The organism is Pseudarthrobacter sp. NPDC055928, from assembly GCF_042270935.1.
Taxonomy (GTDB): Bacteria; Actinomycetota; Actinomycetes; order Actinomycetales; family Micrococcaceae; genus Arthrobacter.
Genome location: NZ_JBHJZH010000017.1, coordinates 1 through 23,086 on the forward strand (window position 1 = coordinate 1; position 23,086 = coordinate 23,086).

The window sequence follows — 23,086 nt, forward strand, 5'->3', positions numbered from 1 at the left end:
TGACCAGCGAGGTTCCCTTGAACATGCCGATCACCTGGTTGCCGGTTGCCGGGATGATCGAGGGCATCGCCTGGGGGATGATGACCTTGCGCATCCTCATGCCGGCGCTCATCCCGAGCGAATCCGCTGCCTCGATCTGGCCCTTGCCGACGGCGGAGAACCCGCCCCGGATGATCTCGGCCATATAGGCGGCTTCGTTCAGGGTCAGGCCGACCAGGGCTGCCGTGATGGGCCCCATCAGGGCGTTTGTGTCGATCGCGGTGCCGATATCGGTGAACGGGATGCCGATGGACAGGTTCGGGTAGAGCGCGGAGATGTTGAACCAGAAGATCAACTGCACCAGCACCGGAGTGCCCCGGAAAAGGGTGATGTAGAGCCCTGCAGCGATGGAAATCGGCTTCACGTGAGAGGAGCGCATGATCGCCAGGCCCAGCCCCAGGAGCGTTCCCAGGGTCATGCTGGCCACCGTGAGGAAGATCGTGAGCATCAGCCCCCGGAGGATCGATTCATGCGTGAAGTACTGGGCAACCACGCCCCACTTGAAGTTGGGGTTAGTGAGGACGGAGGTGAGGATCCCGATGCCGAGGAGAATGCTGAGGATCCATCCCGCGTACTCGGAGCGGGTCCGAAGCCGAATCCGCGGCTTCAAGGCTGCATCAATGCTACTCATCGTTGCTTTGCTTCCTTTAGTAGCTGTGACCATGGTGGCCTCCCGCTAGTTCAGCTTGGCGTCGGTGATGGCTCCGGATTCCAGGCCCCAAGTCTCCAGGGACTTCTTGTATTCCGGGGTCTCAAGGACGGACTGGATCGCTGCCTGCATGGCCGGGGTCAGCGGGGAGTCCTTCTTCAGGCCGACGGCGGTCACATCGCTGTTGCCGACGTTGACCCGGCCGATGAGGGTGAAGGAGTCCGGCTGCTGCTTCTGGGCCCATCCGAGCGACGTGGTGTCGTAGAGTACGCCGTCGATCCGCTTGGAGTGCAGCTGGGTCAGTGCCTCCTGGACGTTGGGCAGGGTCACGGCGTTGATCGCCGGCTGGCCCTTGGAGGTGCAGGTCTGCTCGCTCAGGGCCGGAAGGCGCTTGAGCTGGCCGGTGGAGCCCTGGGTGACGGCGATGTTCTTCCCGCACAGGGTTTCAACGGTGAGGTTCAGAGGGTTCCCGGCGGCTGCTGCCACGGAGTTTCCAGCCTGGAAGTAGTCGATCATGTCCAGGACCTTGAGCCGCTCTTCGGTCTTGGACATGGTCGTGGCCGTGAAGTCGAACCGGCCGCCGTCCAGGCCCGGGACGATCGTGTCGAACTTCGTGTCCACGAACTTCAGCTTCAGGTCAAGCTTTTTGGCAATGAGCCGTGCCACGTCCGGGTTCAGGCCGATCGGGGTGGTGTTGTCCTCCGCGAGGAACGTCGTCGGCGGGTAGTGCAGGTCCATCGCGACCGTCAGTTCGCCCTTGTCCTTGTAGGACTGCGGCAAAAGTGCCACAGCAGCAGCATCCGGCTGGACGCCCTCCGAAATATCGGTGGTGTTGTTGGTCTTTGAGTCAGATCCCGGAGCGCTGGTGGCCGCGCCGCCACAGGCACTCAGGGCGAATACAACAGCGAGCCCTGCGGCTGCCGTCTGGATTTTGTTGATGGTCTTCATGGTGCTTCCCTTCGAATGGTTTCAGCTGAAGTCGCTCTGCTGAGATGGGGGGCAGGCTTTGGTGTTGCTCCGAGCGGGTTGTGATCAGGATCTCGTTCCGCATCTACAGCAATGCAACCGGTCAGATCGCAGATTGTCAACAATTGACGATAAATAAATCGAGTATTTTTTACTGGCGCCTTGTTGCGAAGGAATCGCACTAAGAAACTGTTGACAATCTACAATCATCGGATCTACAGTCGAGAAAGAGCGGGAATAGAGCCTTTTGGCGAACCCAGGAACCCGCTGGCGCAGACCACAGGAAGGCGGCAGGCCACACATCCGGGCCTCCCGTTCAAGACGCAACAGAACGGACGAATCATGGCAGCTACGAACAACCGGCCGAAGTACATCTCCTTTGATGTCTACGGCACGCTCATCAACTTCGACATCGATCCCACCACCCGCCGCCTGCTTGATGGCCGCATCTCAGAAGAGCAGTGGCCAACCTTCAAGAAGCAGTTCCGTGGATACCGGTTCGACGAGGTCCTTGGCGATTACAAGCCTTACGAGGCGATCCTTCAGGATTCCTTTGACCGCGTGTGCAAGCGCTGGGGCATTGGCCCGACCCCTGGTGCCGGCGCAGAATTCGCAGAAGCTGTACGCGGCTGGGTTGCGCACGAAGACGTGCCGGCTCCGCTAAAGCTCATGGGCGATAACTACCAGCTGGTGGCGCTGTCCAACGCGGACACCAGCTTCCTGGACATCAGCATCCCCAAGCTCGGGGCCGACTTCCACGCCGTGTTCACCGCCGAGCAGGCCCAGGCCTACAAGCCGCGCTACCAGGCCTTCGAATACATGCTGGACACCCTCAATGCCAAGCCGGAGGACTTCCTGCACGTCTCCTCACACACGCGGTATGACATGCACCCGATGCACGACATGGGCTTCCGGAACCTCTGGATGCTCGACCGTGGCTATGACCCCATTGGCGAGGGCTACGACCTCACCACTGCTAAGTCCCTGGACGAGATCAACAAGCACCTCGGTCTCTAAACCGATTTCGAGGCGAAAGGTCAAACCGTGAAACTCATTCCTTACTGGCTGGACACAGCCCAAGCATCCGGAGACTACCGGCAGACTCCGGTACCGGAAAATGTCGATGTGGCAATCATCGGCGCTGGATTTACGGGGCTGTCCGCGGCCCTGGAATTTGCCAAGCAAGGTGCCACCGTTGCCGTTTTCGAAACCCACACCGTGGGGTGGGGCGCATCCGGCCGCAACGGGGGAATGGCGACAACCGGGTTGGCTATCAGCTTCAGCACCGCGGTCAAGCGCTACGGCGCCACCCGTGCCGTGGAGATGTTCCAGGAATACAACGATGCCATCGACACCATCGAGAAGCTGGTGCATGACAATGGCATCGACTGTGATTACAACCGGTTTGGAAAGCTCTCGCTGGCCTTCCACAAGTCCCACTATGAGGGCTTCCTGAAGTCGCAGGAGAAGCTGGCCAACCTGGCGGACCATCACGTCACCGTGATCCCGAAGTCCGAGATCCACAGCGAAATCGGCACGGACTTCTACCAGGGCGCGATGGTTGACCCGCTGGGAGCGGGTCTGCACGTGGGCAAGTTCGTGCATGGCCTGGCTGGGGTCGCCGTTGCCGCCGGAGCGGATATCTGCGAGAACGCGGCAGTAACCGAGCTGAAAAAGGTCTCGGGCACCGTGCATGACGTGCACACCACCCGGGGCATCACCAGGGCCAAGCAGGTCCTGGTGGCCACCAGCGGTTACACCGGCAACATCACGCCATGGATGCAGCGCCGGGTCATTCCGGTGGGCAGCTTCATCATTGTCACTGACCCGCTGCCCGAAGACGTGGTCAACCGGATCCTGCCCAACCGCCGTCAGGCCTCGGACAGCAAGATGCTGACTTACTACTTCCGGATTACCCCGGACAACAGGCTTCTCTTCGGCGGCCGGGCCCGTTTTGCGCTGTCCAGCCCCGACTCGGACGTCAAGAGCGCCGAAATCCTGCGCAAGGCCATGCTCGAACTCTTCCCCTACCTCTCCAACGCCAAGGTGGACTACATCTGGGGTGGCCTGGTGGACCTTTCCATGGACCAGATGGTCCACGCCGGCGTCCACGACGGACTCTACTACTCCCTCTGCTACAGCGGACACGGTGTGCAGATGGCCGCCCACATGGGCAAGAGGATGGCCCACTACATGGCCGGGGACAAGTCCGCCAACGTTTGGGAAGACCTGAAGAATCCGCCCGTGCCGGGCCACTTCGGTCCACCTTGGTTCCTGCCCTTCATCGGTGCAGCGGCAAAAATCATCGACCGGGTCAAATAGGCAGGGTAAGGGTTCCTATGCTTTCATCAACGACCGCGCCTCAAGCGCGCCCAAAAACAGCTGAGGAAACAGGGTATGGCCGCGTCAACGTGGCCAACCTTCCTGGCGGTGCCTTTTTCGAAGGCCAGTGGCAAACCACTGATATGACCATGGAAACACGGGATCCCGAAGATGGCATCCTGCTTGGCCGGGTCTGCATTTCAACACCGCAGGACGTGCGGCGCGCGATCGCGCACATCTACCGCCACCTCCAGACTGACGAATGGCCGCTCCGTTCACGCCGCGTGGCGCTGGAGAATGCGGTGCAGCTTCTGGGCGAGCAGTCCGAGCGGTTCTCGAAGATCATTGCGGCGGAAAGCAGCAAGACGATCGTCGAGGCGGAGCGTGAGGTGCGGCGTTGCATGGAAACCCTCCGGCTTTCCGCCGCCGCTTCGACCGAGCTCACCGGGGAAACGCTGGGCTTTGATGACAGCTTGGCCGGGGGAAACAAGATCGGCTGGTACAGCCGAAAGCCGGTGGGGATCGTTGCGGCGATCACCCCTTTCAATGATCCGCTGAACCTGGTTGCACACAAACTGGGCCCGGCCCTCATTGGAGGCAACGGCGTCGTGCTTAAGCCATCGGGCCGCACCCCGCTGTCCGGGCTGGCACTGGTCGAGCTGCTGCTTGAAGCGGGTGTTCCGTCGGGCCGTATTGCGGCGATCGTTTCCGGTCCGGGCGTTTCTGAAGCGCTGGTGACGGATCCACAGGTGGATCTGATCTCCTTCACCGGTGGTCCCCGGACTGCGGACCGCATTGCCGCCGCCGCAGGCGCCAAGAAGATCATCTCGGAACTCGGCGGCAACAATGCCACGATTGTCTGCCCGGATGCTGACGCCGCCCACGCAGCCAAGGCGATTGTGGCCGGAGCGTTCGGCGTTGCAGGCCAGAACTGCTTGTCCGTGCAGCGCGTCTACGTACATATCTCGCTGTTCGAGCAGGTCCTCGAACTTGTCATCGACGGTACCAAGGCGCTCAGGACCGGGTCGAAGCTCGACCGGAACACCGACGTCGGTCCTCTTATTTCAGAGGATGAGGCCCGTCGGGTCGAGGAATGGGTGGAGGAGGCAAGGGCTGCCGGGGCCACCGTACAAACCGGAGGCAAACGAAGGAGCGCCTACTACGAACCCACGGTCCTGACCGATGTACCTTCGAAATGCCGGGTGATCCGGGAGGAAGTGTTCGGGCCAGTGGTCAGCATCATGCCGTTCATTGAAGCCCAGGACGCCATTTATGCAGCGAACAATTCCGAATTCGGTCTCCAGGCGGGCGTCTTCACCCAATCCATCGACCTTGCGATGGCCATCGCCGACCGGTTGCACGTCGGCGCCGTGGTCATCAATGAGACCAGCGACGTCCGTATTGATTCAATGCCGTTCGGCGGATTCAAGAAGTCAGGCGTAGGGCGCGAAGGCGTCAAGTACGCCGTCCTGGAGATGACTGAACCCAAGAGCACCATCATCAACCTCGGAGAGCCGGCCCGCCGGCAACAACCGGGCTGGCTGACAGAACGGACGCCATGAGCAGGCACAGCATCGCAGTAATTGCCGGTGATGGCATCGGGAATGAAGTTGTTCCCGCCGCCATCGAATGCCTCGAGCGGATCGCAGCGGTCCATTCCCTGAACCTGGAGTTTACGTACTTCGAGTGGGGATCTGACTACTACGGCCGCCACGGACGGATGATGCCCGTTGACGGACTCGAACAACTCGCCAAACATGACGCCATCTTCCTCGGCGCTGTCGGTTCACCGGACGTCTCCGATGCTGAGTCCCTCTGGGGGTTGCTCATCCCCATCCGCCGTGAATTCCAGCAGTACATCAACCTGCGTCCGGTCAAAACGCTCGACGGCGTCGCATCACCTCTTGCGGCCAAGCATCCGATCGACCTGCTCATCGTCCGGGAAAACAACGAAGGCGAGTATTCGGAGGTCGGCGGCCGGATGTACCGCGGGTTGCCGCACGAGAGCGCGGTGCAGGAGAGTGTGTTTACCCGGCTGGGAGTTTCGCGGGCAGCACATTTCGCATCGGTTTTGGCGGCATCCCGCCGTGGGCACCTGACGTCCGCCACCAAGAGCAACGGCATTGTCCACACCATGCCCTTCTGGGATGAGATCGTCGAGGAGACGGTGCGTGAATATCCCGGCGTGACCCTGACCAGCGAACTGGTGGATGCCCTGGCCGCGCACCTGGTCCTGAAGCCCTGGACCTTCGACGTCATTGTGGCGTCCAACCTCTTCGGCGACATCCTCTCGGACCTGGGCAGCTCGGTGACGGGCTCCATCGGCCTGGCTCCCAGCGCTAACCTGAACCCTGAGGGCAACTTCCCGTCCCTCTTCGAACCGGTCCACGGTTCCGCCCCGGACATCGCCGGCAAGGGCCTGGCAAACCCGGTAGGCCAGATCTGGTCCGGTGCAATGATGCTGGAGCACCTCGGCCACCCAGAAGCGGCAGCCCACCTCCAAGCCGCATTTGAGGCGGCGCTCCGGGACGGCTTCGGCACCCGGGACGTCGGCGGAACGTCGTCGACGTCGGAATTCACAGCCGCCGTCGTCACCTCCATCGATGCTCTGTCCGCCCACTACACGCTCAGCTCCGGCCGAGTGGCGGCGTCATGACAGGTGCTGCAGGAGGCGGGCGGCCTGTGGTCGCAGCGCTTTACCGGGAGGCGCTGCCGCCCCGGCTTTCCGAGATCGAGGAGCTGGCCGAAGTCAGGCTGACTAAGGCAGACGGCCTGGCGACGGCGATGGACGGCGCAGACGTTCTGTACCAGTGGCACTCCTTCTCGCCGGCATTGCGGGAGAACTGGGGTGCGGCCGCGTCGTTGAAGTGGATCCATGTGTCGGCGGCCGGTGTGAGCCAGTTGCTTTTTGACGAGCTGATCAGCAGTGACGTGACCTACACCAACTCACGCGGCGTCCTCAGCACGGCCATCGCTGAGTTTGCCCTCGGTTTCGTGCTGGACATGGCCAAGGACACGCAGCGTTCATATAGGCTGCAGCAGCAACAACGCTGGCAGCATCGCGTTACCCGCAAGATCCAGGGCCAACGCGCTCTGGTGGTGGGCACCGGATCCATCGGACGTGAAATCGGCAGACTCTTCCGCGCCGTCGGAATGAAAACGGACGGTGCCGGCCGGACAGCCCGTCCCGGGGATGCCGATTTTGGCCGGATCCATGCCTCCGGCGAATTGGCTGGGATCGTTCATGACTACGATTACGTCGTCCTCGCGGCCCCGTTGACGGCTGAAACCAAGGGACTGGTTGGCGTCGAAGTCCTTACGGCGATGAAGTCATCTGCCCGGCTGATCAACGTAGGACGCGGTGAACTGGTCGATACAGCCGCGCTCACTGAGGCGCTGACCTCGGGTTCCATTGCAGGTGCGGCCCTGGACGTGGTCCACCCGGAACCCCTGCCCGAAGGACACGCTCTCTGGGACATGGACAACGTCATCATTACCCCTCACATGAGCGGTGACACCGAAGACTACCTCGAGGACCTCGGCAAGCTTTTTGTGGAAAACCTGAAACTGTACTGCAACGGCAAACCGCTGCAAAACGTCGTTGATAAGTCCCTAGGATTCGTTTCGACTCCTGAGCCCTCGCTCACCCGATAAGGAATACCGCTATGACCACGTCAACGACGACGACACTCACCCAGATCAGCCACTTCATCAACGGTGCCGAGACTGTCGGCGAGGGCGGTCGCACGCAGCCGGTTTATAACCCGGCCACGGGTGCGGTGTCCGGGGAGTTGCGGCTGGCGACGGTCTGGTGGTTCCGCCCTAGCCGGGCGGACCTGGACGCCCGAACCCACCCACGCCTCCGGCGCCTCCTACAACTTCCCCTCCAACTAGTCCCCACCGTGGGCCCACGCAAGCCTCCGCGAGATTGAGGAAAGCATTGACCACAATTGCCAAGGCCTATGTGGCAACGTCAGCCACCGAGCCTCTTCAGCCAGGCATCATTGAACGGCGTGATCCCGGCGAGTCCGAAGTGCGGATCGCGATCAAATTCGTAGGGATCTGCCACTCCGATATCCACACGGCGAGGGGCGACTGGGCAGGGGTCAAGTATCCGGTGGTCGTTGGCCATGAGATTTCCGGTGTCGTCGAAGCAGTGGGAGCCAGGGTGAAGCGCTATGCGGTGGGCGACCGCGTAGGCGTGGGCTGTTTCGTGGACTCATGCCGCAAATGCGTCAACTGCCAGGCAGGGGAGGAACAGCATTGCCTCGCGGGATCGATCAGTACCTACAACTCGATCGGCCGGGACGGGCTGCCGACTGCAGGCGGCTACAGCACCAGCATCGTGGTGGATGAGAGCTACGTCCTGGGGATTCCTGTCGGCATTTCGCTTCAGGCGGCTGCGCCGCTGCTGTGCGCGGGCATCACCATGTACTCGCCGCTGCGCAGCTGGGGCGCCGGGCCGGGAAAGCGCGTGGCCATCATCGGCATGGGCGGGCTCGGGCACATGGGCGTCAAGATTGCTGCCGCCCTGGGCGCTGAGGTTACGGTGCTCAGCCAGTCACTGAAGAAGATGGAAGACGCGCTCAGCCTGGGAGCGGAGGGTTACTATGCCACGTCCGACCCCGCAACCTTCGAGGTCTTGAGGGGGCGGTTCGATCTGATCATCAATACGGTTTCGGCAGATATCGACGTCGATGAGTACCTTTCGCTGCTTGCCGTAGGCGGAACGATGGTCATGGTGGGGTTGCCCGCCAAGCCCCTCGGCTTACGTACCTGGTCCCTGGCCGGATTTCGACGCAACCTTGCCGGATCCAAAATGGGCGGCATCCGGCAGACCCAGGAAATGCTCGACTTCTGCGCCGCGCATGGACTGGGAGCGGAGGTCGAGGTCATCCGGGCGAGCGGGATCAACGACGCCTTTGACCGGGTCCTTGCAAGTGATGTCCGATACCGGTTTGTCATCGACGCCGGAACGTTCTGAAGGAAGGAAAACCATGAAAAATCGAACCTTGCTTGAATTGCGTGCCAACGGCAGCCGGGAGGCTTCCGTGACCGGTCATCACTGCCCGCAGACAGGCTGGTGGTCGGCGGACGAAGACTCCGGGCACAGATTCATTGCACGCGGAGACGTGATGCCCGCGCTGAATGGCCTGCCCACACGCTGGAGACTGTCCGACGAGGAAAACACCTCCGCATGACCTGGGACGCCTGACCTTTATGGGCCTCCCCATGCAGTGGTCTTCGATACCCAGCCGGTGGCGTTCTCGGTCCGCGAGCCACTCGCGGGCTTCAGCGCCAAACGCCGAAAGCCCCCGCAGGATCTGCGAGAGCTTTCGGTGAAAAGGTGCAGGACCTGCGCGAGCGTTCCTGGCGGCGGAAGGGCTAGACGCCCAGGGCTTCCTTCAGCGCAGCCACGTGGCCGTCGGCCTTCACCTGGTACTGCGCCAGGGTGACCTTGCCCTCGGGGTCCAGGACCACGGTGGAACGGACGATGCCTTCAGTGATCTCGCCGTTGACCAGCTTCTCGCCCCAGGCGCCGTAAGCCAAGGCAACAGCGTGGTCCTCGTCCGAGAGCAGCGGGAAGGTCAGGGCGAAATCGCCGGTGAAGCCGGCCAAGGCCTCTGGGGCGTCGGGGGAGATCCCGATGACCTCGTAGCCTTTGCCCTGAAGGGAGGCGAGGCTGTCTCGGAAGTCGCAGGCCTCGGTGGTGCAGCCGGGGGTGGCTGCTTTGGGGTAGAAGTAGACGATGACGTTCTTGCCACGGTAATCGGCGAGGGCAGTCTGGCGGCCCTTGGCGTCCTGGAGGGTGAAGTCAGGGGCCTGCGTACCGGGCTGAAGCTTGGTGGTCAGGGTGTGGCTCATGGCATTCCTTTGGCAGACTCTGTCAATTACAGGCAAACAACAAGTGAAGCGGCTTTCCCGCACAAGGAACAACTCCGGCGTCACATGCTGTATTCCGCTGGCCAGATCGATGACCGCCGTGTAGCGCCTAGACCGGCCGGGCCGACGCCGTCGTTGGCCCACCAAAAGCCTGCCCGGCGTGACAAGCGGGAGATGCCAGCGTTGGGCGCTTTCCTTGCAGGAAGTGAGAGAGCGTTGGGCTACAGCCCCAGCTCCTTGCGGAGCGCGGCGACGTGACCCTGCGCGTCCACATGGTAGCGGGCCAGCACCACAGCGCCCGCAGCATCAATAACCACGGTAGAGCGCAGCACACCCTCCGTAATTTCACCGTTGAGGACCTTCTCGCCCCAGGCGCCGTAGGCCAGTGCGACGGCGTGGTCCTGGTCCGAGATCAACGGGAAGTTCAGCGCGAAGTCCCCGGTGAATTTGGCCAGAGCTGCGGGGCCGTCCGGCGAAATGCCGATGACCTCGTAGCCGGAGCCCTGCAGTGAGGCAAGGTTGTCGCGGAAGTCGCAGGCCTCGGTGGTGCAACCTGGGGTCGCAGCCTTGGGGTAGAAGTAGACGATCACGTTTTTTCCGCGGTAGTCCGCAAGAGACACGGCCCGTCCGGCGGCATCTGGCAAGGTGAAGTCCGGGGCCGGGGCACCGGGCTGTAGCCGGCCGGTGAGGGCCGTACCGGGGTGTGCTGGATGGGTGACGGCCGTGGCGGCCTGGTCGATCATGGTCATGGTGCTCCTTGGATTGGTCTCAGATGGAGTATTCGGCCGGGCCCCGGACGGTGGCGCAAGCGCCGGGGACGAACTGGTACCCGCCGCCCCGGACCGTGGCCACTGCGTGCCGGGCGTTGCCCAGCTTCCGGCGCACGCGCCCCACATACACATCGATGGAGCGGGCCGACGCCCCGGGACTTTCAAACGATTCGAGGAAGTGCTGCAACTCCTCACGTCCAATGGCGCGGGAACAGTTCTCCACAAGGTAGCGGAGGACCTTGAATTCCACGCCCGTGAGGTTCACCGGACGGCCGTCCAGCAGTACCTGGTCCGTGGCGAGGTCAACAGCCACGCGGCTGACCGGTCCCACCGCAGGTGGAAGGCCAACCGCAGGAAGGCCAGCAGGGGCAGGGAAGGAGGCGCCGTCGTCGTCCGTGTGCGGGGAGTCCTCCGAGATGGACGACGACGGCGCGGGAGTGCCGCCGTCGGGTCCGGCCGGTGCCCCCTCCCCAGGGAGCGTTCCGGCCGGAGAAGTCCCGACGGCGGACGTGGCAGCCCCGGCGGCAGGCCAGTGGACTTCCGCCTCCGGAGCAAACTTCAGGGCACGCTCCAGCAGCAGCCGGGCGGCGCGGGCAAGGACGTCGGGGTCGATCGTCGTCCCCGGTTCAGGGCTGACCCAGACGGCCAGGCCCCTCGCAGCCAGCGCGGACTGGCCGCGCCCCGAGGGCTGATCGGCCTGGATGGCCGGCCGCCCACATATGCCCCGGGGGGAATGTACCTGGACAGCCATGGATGCGGGCCTCAGACCCCGCCGCGGCGGATCAGCTTGCCCGTGGGCGTCTGGCCGTCCACAACGGTCCCCCGGAGGAAGGTCCTGCGGACCACGCCGGAGAGCGCCTTGCCGTCGTACGGGGTGATGGGGTTCTTGTGCTTGAGCTTGGAGACGTCCACCACGAAGGCCTCGTCCGGGGCGAAGACGGCGAAGTCGGCGTCATACCCGAGGGCGAGCTGGCCCTTGTTGGAGAGGCGGGCCAGGGCGGCCGGCTTCTCGGCCATCCAGGACACCACCTGCTCCAGCGGGATGCCGCGGTGCCGAGCTTCTGTCCAGATCAGGGACAGCCCCAGCTGCAGCGACGAAACGCCGCCCCAGGCCACGGCGAAGTCCCCGTTTTCGAGGTCCTTCAGGTCAAGAGTGGAGGGGGAATGGTCCGAGACGATGCAGTCGATGGTGCCGTCCTGCAGGCCCTTCCAGAGCAGCTCGCGGTTGGACGCCTCGCGGATGGGCGGGCAGCACTTGTACGCGGTGGCTCCGTTGGGGATCTCCTCGGCCATCAGCGTCAGGTAGTGCGGGCAGGTCTCCACGGTGAGGTGGACGCCGTCGCGTTTTGCCGAAGCGATCATGGGCAGCGCGTCCGATGACGAGAGGTGCAGGATATGCGCGCGGGCGCCGGTCCAGCGGGCCCGTTCGATGACCTCGGCGATGGCCTTGTTCTCGGCGCCGCGCGGGCGGGAGGCCAGGAAGGTGGAGTACTGGTCGCCGCCGGGGTGGGGCGCGTGGTCGATCGCGTGGGAGTCTTCGGCGTGCACGATCATCAGCGAGTCGAAGGACTTGAGCTCGGCCATGTCCTCCTCCATCTCGTCGGCATCCAGGTGCGGGAATTCGTCCACGCCGGAGTGAAGCAGGAAGCACTTGAACCCGAACACGCCCTCGTCGTGCAGCGGGCGGAGGTCAGCCTTGTTGCCGGGGATGGCGCCGCCCCAGAACCCGACGTCCACGAACGCCTGGTCCTCCGCCACCTCGCGCTTGAGCTTGAGGCCGTCCACGTTGGTGGTGGGCGGGATGGAGTTCAGCGGCATGTCGATGATGGTGGTGACGCCGCCCGCAGCGGCTGCCCGGGTGGCGGACGCGAAGCCCTCCCACTCGGTGCGGCCGGGCTCGTTGACGTGGACGTGGGTGTCCACCAGGCCGGGGAGCAGGGTCTCGTCGTCGGCCAGTTCCACCACTTCGGCGCCCGCGAGGCCGTTGCCGAGCGGTTCGATCGCAACGATTTTGCCGCCGCGCACGCCCACCTCGCGGGGCGCGATGCCGGCGGTGGTCAGGATGCGCTGCCCACGGATGACCAGGTCAAAGCGTTCTTCAGACATTCAGGGGCTCCTTTGTGCCGATGCCATCCGCAGGGGCCGGGTTGGCCAGCTCCTCGAGGATGTTCTTTCCCAATTGTTCAAGCAGGGACCCTGCTTCAGCTATACATATATCTACCTTGGGTTCCAGGGCGGTCAGTGGGTAGACCTGCCGGAAACCGGAATCCTGCTGCTGGTCCGGAGAAAGCGTGGTGCGCCCGCAGACGGCCACCACCGGAATCCCGGCAGCGGCTGCGGCCCGGGCCACGCCCATGGGCGTCTTGCCCAGCAGGCTTTGTTCGTCCAGGCTGCCTTCGCCGGTGATCACCAGGTCTGCCCCCGCTATGCGGTGGGCCAGCTGGGTGAATTCAAGGACGACGTCGATGCCCGGCCGGCGCGAAGCCGCGAGGACCGCGATAGCCGCGTAGCCCACACCGCCGGCTGCCCCGGCGCCGGGTGCTTCCGCCGCGCGCTCGGCGCGGAATCCGATTTCCCTGGCCAGGACTTCGACAAACCTGGCCAGGGCGGTGTCGAGCAGTTCGACATCCTGGGGTGTGGCGCCCTTTTGCGGGCCGAAAACCGCCGCGGCGCCCTGCGGGCCCAGCAGGGGGTTGTCGACGTCGGACGCCAGCACAAAGCGTGTTTCCACCAGGCGCGGTTCAAACCCGGTGAAGTCGATGCGGTGCAGGTTGGCCAGCGCGGCACCGCCGGCGGGCAGTTCGTTGCCCGCGGCGTCCAGGAACCTGGCGCCGAGTCCCTGCAGGAGCCCGGCACCGCCGTCGGTATTCGCGCTGCCCCCGACGCCCAGCACGATTCTGCGGCAACCGGCGTCCAGCGCTGCGCGGATCAGCTGGCCGGTGCCCAGGCTGGTAGCCGTGGTGGCACTGGCTGAATCCGGCTGCCCGCCGCTTGCCACTTGCGGCACGAGGGCCAGGCCCGACGCCGCTGCCATTTCGATGACGGCCTCGTGGCCGCGGACGGCAAAGTCCGCCTCGACCGGCTGGCCGGTGGGGCCGCTGACCGTGGCACTCTGGCGGGTGAAGCCGGAGCCGACGGCGGCATCGAGAGTGCCTTCGCCGCCGTCGGCCACGGGAATCCGGAGGATATCCAGGTTATTGCCGGCGGCCGCCTGCAGGCCCCTTTCCAGGTACCTGCAGACGTCCGGGGCCGACAACGATCCCTTGAACTTGTCCGGCGCGATCACGATCCGCATGTTAGGCCTGCAGCGCCAGGATGGCGGTGGGGGCGTCCGCAGCGGACTCGGCCAGTTCCTCGAACTCGTTCACGGCGTTGATTTCCACGCCCATGGAGATGTTGGTGATCTTTTCCAGGATCACTTCCACCACCACGGGCACCTGGAACTCGCCCATGAGGGCCTTGGCCTTGTCGAACGCGGCAGCGAGATCGTTGGGGTCCTCCACCCGGACGGCCTTGCAGCCCAGGCCTTCGGCCACCTTGAGGTGGTCCACGCCGTACCCGCGTGCGTTTTCGGACAAGTCCGCGCTGTTGACGTTATCGAACGCCAGGGACACGTTCTGCTCCATGTTGAAACCGCGCTGCGACTGCCGGATCAGGCCCAGGTAGGAGTTGTTCACCACCACGTGGATGTACGGCAGGTTGAACTGCGCGCCTACAGCCAGTTCCTCGATCATGAACTGGAAGTCGTAGTCGCCGGACAGGGCAACCACGGTCTCGTCCGGCTTGCCGCGAACGACGCCGAGGGCAGCGGGGGCGGTCCAGCCCAGTGGACCTGCCTGGCCGGCGTTGATCCACTTGCGGGGTCCGAAAACGTGCAGCATCTGCGCGCCGGCGATCTGGGACAGGCCGATGGTGGACACGTAGATGGTGTCGCGGCCGAAGGACTTGTTCATCTCCTCGTACACCCGCTGCGGCTTGATGGGGATGGTTTCGAAGTGCGTCTTGCGGTGCAGGGACGCCTTGCGCTCGGCGCATTCGGCGACCCAGCTCGAGTAGTCCGGCAGGGAGTTAGCCGCGCGACGCTCGCGGGCGAGGTCGATCAGCCCGGACAGCGCCGCACCGGCGTCGGACGCGATGCCCAGGTCCGGCGAGAACACACGACCGATCTGGGTGGGCTCGATGTCGATGTGTACGAACTTGCGGCCTGCCGTGTAGGTGTCCAGGCCGCCGGTGTGGCGGTTGGCCCAGCGGTTGCCGATTCCGATCACGAAGTCGCTGCGCAGGTAGTTCTCGTTGCCGTAGCGGTGCGAGGTCTGCAGGCCCACCATGCCGGCCATCAGCGGGTGGTCATCGGCGATGGAGCCCCAGCCCATCAGGGTGGGAATCACAGGGACGTTCAGGATCTCGGCCAGTTCCACCAGCTGTGCCGACGCGCCGGCGTTGATGATGCCTCCGCCGGCCACGATCAGCGGGCGCTCGCCGGCTGTCAGCATGTCCAGGGCCTTTTCCAGCTGCTTGCGGCTCGCCTTGGGCTTTTCGATGGGCAGTGGCTCGTAGGTGTCGATGTCGAATTCGATCTCGGCCAGCTGCACGTCGATGGGCAGGTCCAGCAACACAGGGCCCGGACGGCCGGAACGCATCAGCTGGAAAGCCTTCTGGAAGGCACCGGGGACCTGGCCGGGCTCCAGGATGGTCATGGCCATCTTGGTGACGGGCTTGGCGATGGACTCGATGTCCACGGCCTGGAAGTCTTCCTTGTGCAGCTTGGCCACGGGGGCCTGGCCGGTGATGCAAAGCATGGGGATGGAGTCGGCCCAGGCGGCGTAAAGCCCGGTGATCATGTCGGTGCCGGCCGGGCCCGAGGTGCCGATACAGATGCCGATGTTGCCGTCCTTGGCCCGGGAGTACCCGTCGGCCATGTGGCTGGCGCCTTCGACGTGGCGGGCCAGGGTGTGGCGGATGCCGCCGTGGGCGCGCATCGCGGAATAGAAGGGGTTGATTGCCGCGCCTGGCAGGCCGAACGCCTCGATGGCGCCTTCCTTTTCCAGGATGGCAACCGCTGCATCAACGGTACGCATCTTGCTCATGGTGTGCTCCTTGGGAAACTTTGGGGCCTTTTGGGGCTGTTTTGGGGTGTGCTGGGGGAACCGCCGTCGTAATGTACGACGGCGGGTTCCCTGCTTATGTCTCTATTGGCGCCTTAGCGCCGGGGTGCTTACTCGCGGCCGCTGAGTTTGAGGACCTGCTTGAAGAGTCCTGAGTGGTCCAGTCCGCCGTCGCCCTGGTTGACGGTGGCGGCGACGAGTTGTGCGACGACGGCGCCGAGGGGGACGGCGACGTTGGCTTCGCGGGCGGCGGAGGTGACGATGCCGAGGTCCTTGTGGTGGAGGGCGAGGCGGAAGCCGGGGTCGAAGTTGCGGTCCAGCATCTTCTGGCCCTTCTGGTCCAGGACCTTGGAGCCGGCCAGGCCGCCGCCGAGGACCTTGAGGGCGGCGTCGGTGTCCACGCCGTAGGCCTCAAGGAAAGCGATGGCCTCGCCGAGGACTTCGATGTTGACGGCGACGATCAGCTGGTTGGCTGCCTTGACGGTCTGGCCTGAGCCGGAGGGGCCGACATGGACGATGGTTTTGCCGACCGCGTTGAGGACGTCCTGGGCTGCGTCGAAGTCACCCTTTTCCCCGCCGACCATGATGGAGAGTGCGGCGTCGATGGCGCCCTGTTCGCCGCCGGACACCGGGGCGTCCAGGGGGCGGAGGCCGGCTTCCCGGGCTTCGTCAGAGAGGCGCTTGGCGACGTCGGGGCGGATGCTGGACGCGTCAATCCACAACGTGCCCTGCTTCGCGTTGGCGAAGACGCCGTCCGGGCCGCTGACTACACCCTCGACATCCGGGGAGTCCGGCACCATGGTGATGACGACGTCGGCGTCCTTCACTGCGTCCGCGATGCTGGTGGCGCCCTTGCCGCCTTCGGAGACGAGTTTGTCGATCTTGTCCTGGCTGCGGTTGAAGCCCGTGACCGTGTGCCCGGCCTTGGTCAGGTTGATGGCCATGGGAAGGCCCATGATTCCGAGTCCGATGACTGCAACGTTGCTCATGATGGTTCTCTTTTCTGAAGTCTTTTGTGATAGGGGCAGCCGGACCCAACTAGGTCGCAATAGATGTCGTTTTGAGGGCTCAAAAGAGCATCTGCTGCTACTCAGTTGGGAGGGGGCTACTGGCTGACGCGCTGGCGGATGGCCCAGGCGAAGGCAGTTTCCTGCGGTTCCTTGTATTCGAGGCCGATGTAGCCCTCGTAGCCGAGTTCGCGGCTGCGTGCGATCCATTCCCCGAGGGGAAGCTCACCGGTTCCGGGAGCCCCACGGCCAGGGTTGTCGGCGATCTGGATGTGGCCGAAGTCCTTGGCATGGTTTTCGATGACGGCGGCGACGTCGTCCCCGTTGACCGCCAGGTGGTAGAAGTCGGCGAGGAGCTTGACGTTGTCGACGCCGGATTCCGCCTTGACGCGGTCGATGACCTTGAGTGCGTCTGCGGCGGTGAGGAGCGGATACTTGGGTGCGCCGCTGACCGGTTCGAGGAGGACGGTGCCGCCGATGCGCGCGACGCCGGCAGCCGCCGTCGCAAGGTTTTCGGCACCGATGGCGTCCTGCTTCTCAGCCGATTCCCCGTCCACGCGGTTGCCGTAGAGGGCGTTGAAGGCCTTGCAGCCGAGGCGCTCGCCGATGCCCGCAACAACGTCGATGTTGTCCTGGAATTCGGTGGAGCGTGCGGGCCAGGAGACCAGGCCACGGTCACCGCCGGGCATGTTCCCGGCGTTGAAATTCAGGCCGGTGAGCTGAACGCCGGCGTCCTTGATGGCGTTCTCAAATTCGGTGACCTGGGCGTCGGTGGGGACGGAGGTTTCGAAGGGCCACCAGAACTCGACGGCGTCAAAACCGGCTGCCTTCGCGGCTGCGGGGCGCTCGAGCAACGGCAGCTCCGTCAGGAGGATGGAGCAGTTCACTGTGTACGTCATCGTGGGTCCTTCCGGGGAGGGCGTTGATCTATCTTCCCGCCGCTTCACTCTTAGCTTAGTTTCCGCTTTGTGGAATTTAGATTCTGCTTTATGAAAAGTTTAGGGAAGGTCGGGGTGGGAGTCAAGGGGGCCGTTGGTTTATAGGGAAGGTCCGAGGCGGCGTGGACGTTTGCCTCATCTGAAAGCTGGCAATGTTCCCTGTCGTGGGGCATCCCTGCGGGAGGGAACTGACGACGGGCGAGCTGAAGCTGTCACGGTGGTCGCAGGAGGTGGAATCGTCATCGTCAGCGGCGGCAAGTTCGTTCCGTCAGCGGCGCGGCGCGGTGTCCGGGCAAGAGGCGTTCCCCTCGTGCCGGATATGATCACCCTTTTAGCTAACGAGGCAGTCTGAAGGTCTGGAAATCGTCTCGGCGACGATTCAAGACGAATCAGCTGGAGCCCCGCCTTCCAGCTGATCTTTCTGATCCTCATAGCCGCGAGCCATCGTTTTCCCGCGACAGCCCGTTAAACGAAGAGACGCCAGGGTCAGGCAAGAATGCAAAATCTGTTCCTGGCATGAACCACCTAACAGGATGCTGTGGACCACTCATTTTGGCCTCAGGCACCACCTAGCTGGTAGGGATCCGTCTATGCTCGGGGTGGGCTGGATGCGCGGGAGCTGCGTCCGGCGGTCATTAGGAGGGGGATGGGCTGTGGCTACGAATGGTGACGCTTTGGCGTGGTGGTCTCAAGGGCGCGCCGGGAGATCACTGCTTGCGAAGATAGCGGGCCTCGAGCCACACCGGTTTAGGTTTGCGTTGCTGGATGGTACCGCCGGCAGCACGCTCATACGGCATGTCCACGAAGCGGCGGATCGATGGATGAAGGGGGCCAGCTCAGTACGTGACGCAACCATTTTCGCTACTGCCTCGGAGTTCGTTAATAGCTATGCACACGGCTTGGACAGCGAGTGGCGGGTGTTTGACGAAATACTTAGGGCTGCTCAGGACTCCCTGACCGGGATTGCACGTGACATTTCTGAGCGGCCAGGCCTTGTGTGGTGGACGGATTCTGTCTCATTCCATCACCAGTTCGCGTATCTTAGGGACGGTTTTCCAGGGGCGCACACGACAGAGGAGGCTATGGAATTTGCGGCGGGGGCTGATCTTGACGGGTCGACGTGGTGGGTGTCTCCGGCTGGTGCCTTGGTTAGCAGCCGTGGACCAATGTTTGGTGCTCCTTGCGTTATCGCCGCAGCGCCGGACGATCACTGGATGAAGGACGAGCAGGACTCATTGTGGTCTGTTAAGGTCTCGGAAGGGGCAAGGATCTTCGATGTCCATACACGGGAGGATTGGTCAAGGCTCGTGGCCACGTACCCCCGAATAGGCGAAGGATTCTTAACGTTTGACTGGGGGCCTCCGCCCAATCCTGGGGCGCACTTGCTGCTTCCTGACTGGCGTCGAGTTGCTCAAGATTGGGATGCGGTGCATGTGTCTTTTGGTGGTTACCTTTCGGCATCCTATGAGTCCATTCCCATCGATGAGTCGCATTACGCCGTACTGGCAGGATGGCACCCTGATGCTACGTGTTGGCTGACGGCGCAGGCTCGAGCCACCCAGGAAGTTCATTAGTGACCTTCTGGCTGGACCCAAGTAGCGCCGGCCAGAAGGTCTGCGCTAATGACTAGTTCCGCAAGCCAAAGTTGCTTCGTCGTACGCGGAAGCGATATAGGTTCTGCCAGCGTAGATGACCGTTCCGCGTGTCACCATCCGGAATGTCGTGTTGCGGTCATCGGCGCAGGCCACGGCAGCATTTTTCTGTTCGAGTTTGGATTGACCGTAGTTCACGGCATTGAATGGACCTCCAACTCTTTGCGGGCCCCACCAGACATGTTTGTAGATCGTCGTCGAGTGGTTGATGCTGCTCACCCCCATGGTGCAGGTTGTCTTTGGATGGCCACCCACACCGCCCGAGGTCCTCTTGTAAACAGGTCCTGTATCCAGAGTGCATCGGCCTGGGCCCACAGGCGACGTCACGGAACCCATGGTCAATAGGCCACCGCGGGTGTCGAGCAACTCGTAACTTGCCGATCCGCGGTGCTCATGCGTGAGGCTTGCATCCTTATTGCTGATATCGGGGTATTGAGGGACCTGAGCCGCCTGGGCACCAATAGTTGAACTACCAAAGAGCAGCGCACCAATGCATATAAGTGTTGCACTAGCACGAATACAATCTCTCAAACTTGTGAATCGCATGTCATCCCCTTTTGGAATAGTGTCCGCGACAGGACGTTAACCCCAAGGATGTTCAGTTGAGTGTTTGATGGGATGAAATTGGGTGGCCGATTCTCGAAATTAGGTGGCAAATGGGGAGTCTCCCAGAGATGAGCCCGTGGACTGAGGACAGGCCTGTTTAGGCATCCCGCCGCCATAGCCTGCATATCCACGTTTCGCTTCTTCACGTCGAAAGCGAGGGACTGAATTTCGGACTCTCTGTCACGAAGTTGAAGCGCTTGATCGCCATCGTCGAGCGTCAGGAATCCGGCTGGACGGGACCTGCAGGTATTGGCATTCCGCAGGCAAGGCTATTTGCCGCTGGCGAGCGCACTGTGGAACGGAACGGGACTGGTTCGATGCGCATCTGATCAGCGCCGCAGTGGACATTCATGCCGAGGACCCCGGGGTTTCGTCCACCAGTTCCATTGCGACCAACCCAGGGAGCAAATCTCCGGTTACGAAGGAGATCGCGCCAAGGTTCCGCCCAGTGCCTTCAACGGGAAGCCCGGAAGCATCGAGGAAGCGGAAGCCCAGAGCGCTGACTGCCCTTCCGCCGTCAGTGCTGGCGCTCCCGCCGAGCACCAGCACCGTCCGTGCGCGACGCCAACGGAAGTACAAAGTTAACAGCCTCGCAACCCCTTATGGGAGGCTTCGCGCTTCTGTCTGAGGTTGGTCTCGCCAGTAGATGGCTCGTTGGTCACTTAGATTTGCCAAATGTTGTACCTATTTCGCAGAATTCAGCACCTAGGCACCATTTCCCGACCTTAGTCTTCCTGCACGGTTCCCATTTAGCGGAGCCACAGAAGACTGGGGGATTGATGGAAATGCGTGTCTTGATTGCTCGGAAGGGCTTGGCTGCAACATCGGCCCTGGCCATTGCCATCGTGGGCCTAGCGGCGACGTCACCAGCGGCGAATGCGTCGGCCACTCAGGATCAAAACCCTTTGGAGCAAGTACTAGCGTCCAGACCCTTCGAGAGCGCACAGAGCCAATCGTCACCTCAAGCGCTGCCTGAAACCAAAGCGCAAATGATCGAATTCGGGGATGGCGGTTCGATGAGTATCGTCGCAGCCGGCGGTCTGCGACTAACGGTCCAGCCGGCGTCGAACCCAAAACGGAAGGCAGTCAAGCAGTGGAAGGGTAATGTCGAGGCCGCAACGGTGACCGTGGATAGGGGGCACGCCTACGTTTTTGCCCGGCGCGGTGATGAATCAGGAGCCGGTTTCGTCGTGATCAACAATGAAACTGCACCACGATCCTTCGGCTTTGACCTAACACTTAATGGCCAACCTGCGGAAGTCGTCGTTGCAAGCGACGGATCGGCTGTGGTCATGGACGGCAGCGGGCAGGTCGTCAACCATATTGCTGCCCCTTGGGCCCGTGATGCCGCCGGACAGCCGGTTCCTACCAAATACACATCCTCAGGGAACCGCCTCATCCAGCACATTGATGTCGGACCGGCGACCGTGTTTCCCGTGGTTGCCGATCCTCAATTTAGCTGGGTTGGGATATTCCCTGTCGTGGAATTCAATAAGGCCGAGACTGCACATTCACGGGTAGCATCCGGCGTTCTCTATGTGTGCGGATACCTGGCTTCTGGATCGCCGGTTGGCTTGAGTGCCTGCGCAGCGTCTGCTGTGCAAATCGCGATTCAAGCGACAATTGCTCACGGCAGAGGCGAATGCATTCGGCTCGCGCCCGCTCCGATCGGCGCTATGGCCTTCCGCTACACCGGTGGCTATTGCCGGTGACGGCGACCATCAGAGAGGAGTGGCATGCTCTATTACCTAGATGAGCTGATCACGGCAACGAATGCGACCCAGCGCCGACGCTGGTTCAACATCGCCAGTGCATTGCTCGTAGTCGTCTTAATTGGTGCACTCGCCAGAGCGGGTGTGTCGAGCTGGGTTATCGGTGCGGCACTTTGCGTAGATCTCGTCGTACATGTGATTTTCGTCGTTCACTGGGCCCGCAAAGACGCTTTGGCAGCGTACAAGCAAAGCGAACGCGAACCCTAATTATCCCTATCGCCCAAGCGGCAGTTGTTAACTCGCCGGCAACTGCCGCTTGGTTCCGGCCACGAAGGAAGGTCCCGGTCGTGATCTATACACCACCTATCCGCACTACGATCGCAGCGCTTGTGCTCGCTTGTATCGCGGGCAGCATCGTCGTTGGGCTCCTTCACGAACCGAAAACTCCACTGCTTGCGTGGACATCTTTGGCCGTCGGGGCAGTTGTCATGTTCGCAGTGCTCGCCACAAAGCGGAATCCGAAGCGTGACGCAGTTCTTTTCCTGGTCTGCGGGCTCAGTAGCGGCGTGTTCATGGGTGACTCGACCGTTGGCTTCCCCGGCTCGCTTCCGATGTGGCTCTGGACGATCGGGACGATGGGGATCGGCGTGATGGCTCTCATAGTGGACGCCGAGTCGTCTCAAAGCAAATCCGTCAATCGTCTTTAGGCGTCAGAAATGGGAAGTCTCAGAGCGGCTTACAAATTCACGGGGGTTCGCCTGCTGGCAGTCACGGGATGGCCGGTATCCATTCGCACACTCATGGTCCTAGGCGTAAGCACCGGCGTCGTTTTAGTCTTCGCAGTTCTGGCCGGATCGCTGTTTGTGATGCGGCTGCTGCGGGAAGCATTGTCCGTCGACAGTGGCGAGGGAACTTACGCGAGCAGCGGTGCCCGGATTACAGTTGTCGCGCTGGCCCTCGTCGTCTGTCTGTACCTCTCCGTTGGTGCTCTGGCACGTGAAGCACTCAGCAGCCGGAGATTTGCCGTTCGGTTCAATCCAAACGGGGAGCTCTACCGGGCGACGGATGTTGCGATGCACCACGTGTTCCTGGCCGAGGCAGGTCCGCGGGCTGTCCTCTTGTTTGGTTTGTCAGGCGCCGTCTGTACGGCGGCCTGGGTTGTTGTGCACGAGGAGGGTGGAGGCGGCGGGCCACTGGCTCTGGCCCTCTTGGTTGCTCCTTTCGCCTTAGCCGCGGCCTGGCTTGCCTTGAGTTCCAGGCTAGCCGCAACTGACCCGCGCACATCGAGTCAGGCCGCAGGGTCCGCCGTCTTCGTTGGAGCCTGTCTCCTTGCCGCGCTTCTTTGAGTCTTGCTTGCCCGAGGGTTGCTTGCGCTGAAGCGAGCAGGACCCGGGGTTGACCTACGCCCCAATGCAACCGGCGCTGAGGGGTACTGGA

23 protein-coding genes are annotated in these 23,086 nt (G+C 62.8%); 12 read left to right on the forward strand and 11 right to left on the reverse strand.

Translation table 11 applies throughout. The annotated features are described in order from the left end of the window. Both ACFC25_RS18490 and ACFC25_RS18495 read right to left on the reverse strand, forming a co-directional pair. The coding region (locus ACFC25_RS18490) for an amino acid ABC transporter permease (protein ID WP_376047859.1) at positions 1-670 on the reverse strand (670 nt) is incomplete at its 3' end. 45 nt (positions 671-715) lie between these two features. Then, entirely contained in the window at positions 716-1,636 is a 921-nt protein-coding gene (locus ACFC25_RS18495; RefSeq protein WP_337349037.1) for an ABC transporter substrate-binding protein, read from the reverse strand. A 360-nt stretch (positions 1,637-1,996) separates the two neighbouring features. Between ACFC25_RS18495 and ACFC25_RS18500 the strand changes: the two genes are divergently transcribed. From ACFC25_RS18500 to ACFC25_RS18535, 8 genes are all read left to right on the forward strand, one after another. Then, positions 1,997-2,671 carry a haloacid dehalogenase type II gene (locus ACFC25_RS18500; RefSeq protein ID WP_337349038.1) on the forward strand — a complete coding sequence of 225 codons (675 nt, stop codon included), beginning with the start codon at positions 1,997-1,999 and terminating at the stop codon, positions 2,669-2,671. A 27-nt stretch (positions 2,672-2,698) separates the two neighbouring features. After that, positions 2,699-3,976 (forward strand): FAD-binding oxidoreductase, encoded by a 1,278-nt coding sequence (locus tag ACFC25_RS18505; RefSeq protein ID WP_337349039.1) that lies wholly within the window; start codon positions 2,699-2,701, stop codon positions 3,974-3,976. A gap of 143 nt (positions 3,977-4,119) precedes the next feature. Further along, the gene (locus ACFC25_RS18510; protein WP_337352532.1) at positions 4,120-5,538 is read left to right on the forward strand and encodes an aldehyde dehydrogenase family protein; all 1,419 of its coding nucleotides are present in this window, start codon (positions 4,120-4,122) and stop codon (positions 5,536-5,538) included. Continuing rightward, a complete protein-coding gene (locus tag ACFC25_RS18515) occupies positions 5,535-6,632 on the forward strand; it encodes a tartrate dehydrogenase (RefSeq protein WP_337349041.1) in 1,098 nt (365 codons plus the stop codon). The genes ACFC25_RS18510 and ACFC25_RS18515 overlap by 4 nt, the downstream gene beginning before the upstream one ends. Then, the gene (locus ACFC25_RS18520; RefSeq protein WP_337349042.1) at positions 6,629-7,630 is read left to right on the forward strand and encodes a D-2-hydroxyacid dehydrogenase; all 1,002 of its coding nucleotides are present in this window, start codon (positions 6,629-6,631) and stop codon (positions 7,628-7,630) included. The genes ACFC25_RS18515 and ACFC25_RS18520 overlap by 4 nt, the downstream gene beginning before the upstream one ends. Positions 7,631-7,641: 11 nt before the next feature. Continuing rightward, positions 7,642-7,908, forward strand: a complete 267-nt coding sequence (locus tag ACFC25_RS18525) for a hypothetical protein (RefSeq protein WP_337352580.1) — start codon at positions 7,642-7,644, stop codon at positions 7,906-7,908. Between the two features lie 8 nt (positions 7,909-7,916). After that, positions 7,917-8,960, forward strand: a complete 1,044-nt coding sequence (locus ACFC25_RS18530; protein ID WP_376047865.1) for an NAD(P)-dependent alcohol dehydrogenase — start codon at positions 7,917-7,919, stop codon at positions 8,958-8,960. A 13-nt stretch (positions 8,961-8,973) separates the two neighbouring features. After that, positions 8,974-9,177: a hypothetical protein gene (locus tag ACFC25_RS18535; RefSeq protein ID WP_376047868.1), complete on the forward strand. Its 204-nt coding sequence runs from the start codon at positions 8,974-8,976 to the stop codon at positions 9,175-9,177. A 184-nt stretch (positions 9,178-9,361) separates the two neighbouring features. Here ACFC25_RS18535 and bcp (ACFC25_RS18540) read toward each other — a convergent pair whose 3' ends face one another. The 9 genes from bcp (ACFC25_RS18540) to ACFC25_RS18580 all read right to left on the reverse strand — a co-directional run bounded on the left by bcp (ACFC25_RS18540) (position 9,362) and on the right by ACFC25_RS18580 (position 20,516). Then, on the reverse strand, positions 9,362-9,841 hold the full coding sequence (gene bcp, locus ACFC25_RS18540; protein WP_337349043.1) for a thioredoxin-dependent thiol peroxidase: 480 nt from the start codon (positions 9,839-9,841) through the stop codon (positions 9,362-9,364). 239 nt (positions 9,842-10,080) lie between these two features. Next, on the reverse strand, positions 10,081-10,608 hold the full coding sequence (gene bcp, locus ACFC25_RS18545; protein WP_376047871.1) for a thioredoxin-dependent thiol peroxidase: 528 nt from the start codon (positions 10,606-10,608) through the stop codon (positions 10,081-10,083). A 19-nt stretch (positions 10,609-10,627) separates the two neighbouring features. Next, a complete protein-coding gene (locus ACFC25_RS18550; protein WP_376047874.1) occupies positions 10,628-11,380 on the reverse strand; it encodes a winged helix-turn-helix domain-containing protein in 753 nt (250 codons plus the stop codon). Positions 11,381-11,391: 11 nt separating this feature from the next. After that, entirely contained in the window at positions 11,392-12,735 is a 1,344-nt protein-coding gene (allB, locus tag ACFC25_RS18555) for an allantoinase AllB (protein ID WP_337352537.1), read from the reverse strand. Then, the gene (locus ACFC25_RS18560; RefSeq protein WP_376047877.1) at positions 12,728-13,924 is read right to left on the reverse strand and encodes a glycerate kinase; all 1,197 of its coding nucleotides are present in this window, start codon (positions 13,922-13,924) and stop codon (positions 12,728-12,730) included. Before ACFC25_RS18560 ends, allB begins: the two co-directional genes overlap by 8 nt. A 1-nt stretch (position 13,925) precedes the next feature. Continuing rightward, on the reverse strand, positions 13,926-15,716 hold the full coding sequence (gene gcl / locus ACFC25_RS18565) for a glyoxylate carboligase (RefSeq protein ID WP_376047880.1): 1,791 nt from the start codon (positions 15,714-15,716) through the stop codon (positions 13,926-13,928). A 128-nt stretch (positions 15,717-15,844) separates the two neighbouring features. Beyond that, positions 15,845-16,762 (reverse strand): 2-hydroxy-3-oxopropionate reductase, encoded by a 918-nt coding sequence (locus ACFC25_RS18570; RefSeq protein WP_376048030.1) that lies wholly within the window; start codon positions 16,760-16,762, stop codon positions 15,845-15,847. Between the two features lie 77 nt (positions 16,763-16,839). Continuing rightward, positions 16,840-17,640 (reverse strand): hydroxypyruvate isomerase family protein, encoded by an 801-nt coding sequence (locus ACFC25_RS18575; protein ID WP_376047883.1) that lies wholly within the window; start codon positions 17,638-17,640, stop codon positions 16,840-16,842. 2,645 nt (positions 17,641-20,285) lie between these two features. Continuing rightward, entirely contained in the window at positions 20,286-20,516 is a 231-nt protein-coding gene (locus ACFC25_RS18580; RefSeq protein ID WP_376047886.1) for a glycerate kinase, read from the reverse strand. 197 nt (positions 20,517-20,713) lie between these two features. Between ACFC25_RS18580 and ACFC25_RS18585 the strand changes: the two genes are divergently transcribed. The 4 genes from ACFC25_RS18585 to ACFC25_RS18600 all read left to right on the forward strand — a co-directional run bounded on the left by ACFC25_RS18585 (position 20,714) and on the right by ACFC25_RS18600 (position 22,995). Then, positions 20,714-21,649: a hypothetical protein gene (locus ACFC25_RS18585; protein WP_376047889.1), complete on the forward strand. Its 936-nt coding sequence runs from the start codon at positions 20,714-20,716 to the stop codon at positions 21,647-21,649. Positions 21,650-21,673: 24 nt separating this feature from the next. Beyond that, positions 21,674-21,916 (forward strand): hypothetical protein, encoded by a 243-nt coding sequence (locus ACFC25_RS18590; RefSeq protein WP_337349052.1) that lies wholly within the window; start codon positions 21,674-21,676, stop codon positions 21,914-21,916. 80 nt (positions 21,917-21,996) lie between these two features. Continuing rightward, positions 21,997-22,356: a hypothetical protein gene (locus ACFC25_RS18595; protein WP_376047892.1), complete on the forward strand. Its 360-nt coding sequence runs from the start codon at positions 21,997-21,999 to the stop codon at positions 22,354-22,356. A 9-nt stretch (positions 22,357-22,365) separates the two neighbouring features. Then, positions 22,366-22,995: a hypothetical protein gene (locus ACFC25_RS18600; protein ID WP_376047895.1), complete on the forward strand. Its 630-nt coding sequence runs from the start codon at positions 22,366-22,368 to the stop codon at positions 22,993-22,995. Positions 22,996-23,086 lie beyond the last annotated feature (91 nt).

Coding starts and splice junctions, on each gene's coding strand:
- ACFC25_RS18550 (WP_376047874.1), bottom strand. CDS start 11,380: ATGGCTGTCCAGGTACATTCCCCCCGGGGCATATGTGGGCGGCCGGCC.
- ACFC25_RS18575 (WP_376047883.1), bottom strand. CDS start 17,640: ATGACGTACACAGTGAACTGCTCCATCCTCCTGACGGAGCTGCCGTTG.
- ACFC25_RS18495 (WP_337349037.1), bottom strand. CDS start 1,636: ATGAAGACCATCAACAAAATCCAGACGGCAGCCGCAGGGCTCGCTGTT.
- ACFC25_RS18590 (WP_337349052.1), top strand. CDS start 21,674: ATGCTCTATTACCTAGATGAGCTGATCACGGCAACGAATGCGACCCAG.
- gcl (WP_376047880.1), bottom strand. CDS start 15,716: ATGAGCAAGATGCGTACCGTTGATGCAGCGGTTGCCATCCTGGAAAAG.
- bcp (WP_337349043.1), bottom strand. CDS start 9,841: ATGAGCCACACCCTGACCACCAAGCTTCAGCCCGGTACGCAGGCCCCT.
- bcp (WP_376047871.1), bottom strand. CDS start 10,608: ATGACCATGATCGACCAGGCCGCCACGGCCGTCACCCATCCAGCACAC.
- ACFC25_RS18525 (WP_337352580.1), top strand. CDS start 7,642: ATGACCACGTCAACGACGACGACACTCACCCAGATCAGCCACTTCATC.
- allB (WP_337352537.1), bottom strand. CDS start 12,735: ATGTCTGAAGAACGCTTTGACCTGGTCATCCGTGGGCAGCGCATCCTG.
- ACFC25_RS18520 (WP_337349042.1), top strand. CDS start 6,629: ATGACAGGTGCTGCAGGAGGCGGGCGGCCTGTGGTCGCAGCGCTTTAC.
- ACFC25_RS18535 (WP_376047868.1), top strand. CDS start 8,974: ATGAAAAATCGAACCTTGCTTGAATTGCGTGCCAACGGCAGCCGGGAG.
- ACFC25_RS18510 (WP_337352532.1), top strand. CDS start 4,120: ATGACCATGGAAACACGGGATCCCGAAGATGGCATCCTGCTTGGCCGG.
- ACFC25_RS18500 (WP_337349038.1), top strand. CDS start 1,997: ATGGCAGCTACGAACAACCGGCCGAAGTACATCTCCTTTGATGTCTAC.
- ACFC25_RS18560 (WP_376047877.1), bottom strand. CDS start 13,924: ATGCGGATCGTGATCGCGCCGGACAAGTTCAAGGGATCGTTGTCGGCC.
- ACFC25_RS18515 (WP_337349041.1), top strand. CDS start 5,535: ATGAGCAGGCACAGCATCGCAGTAATTGCCGGTGATGGCATCGGGAAT.
- ACFC25_RS18600 (WP_376047895.1), top strand. CDS start 22,366: ATGGGAAGTCTCAGAGCGGCTTACAAATTCACGGGGGTTCGCCTGCTG.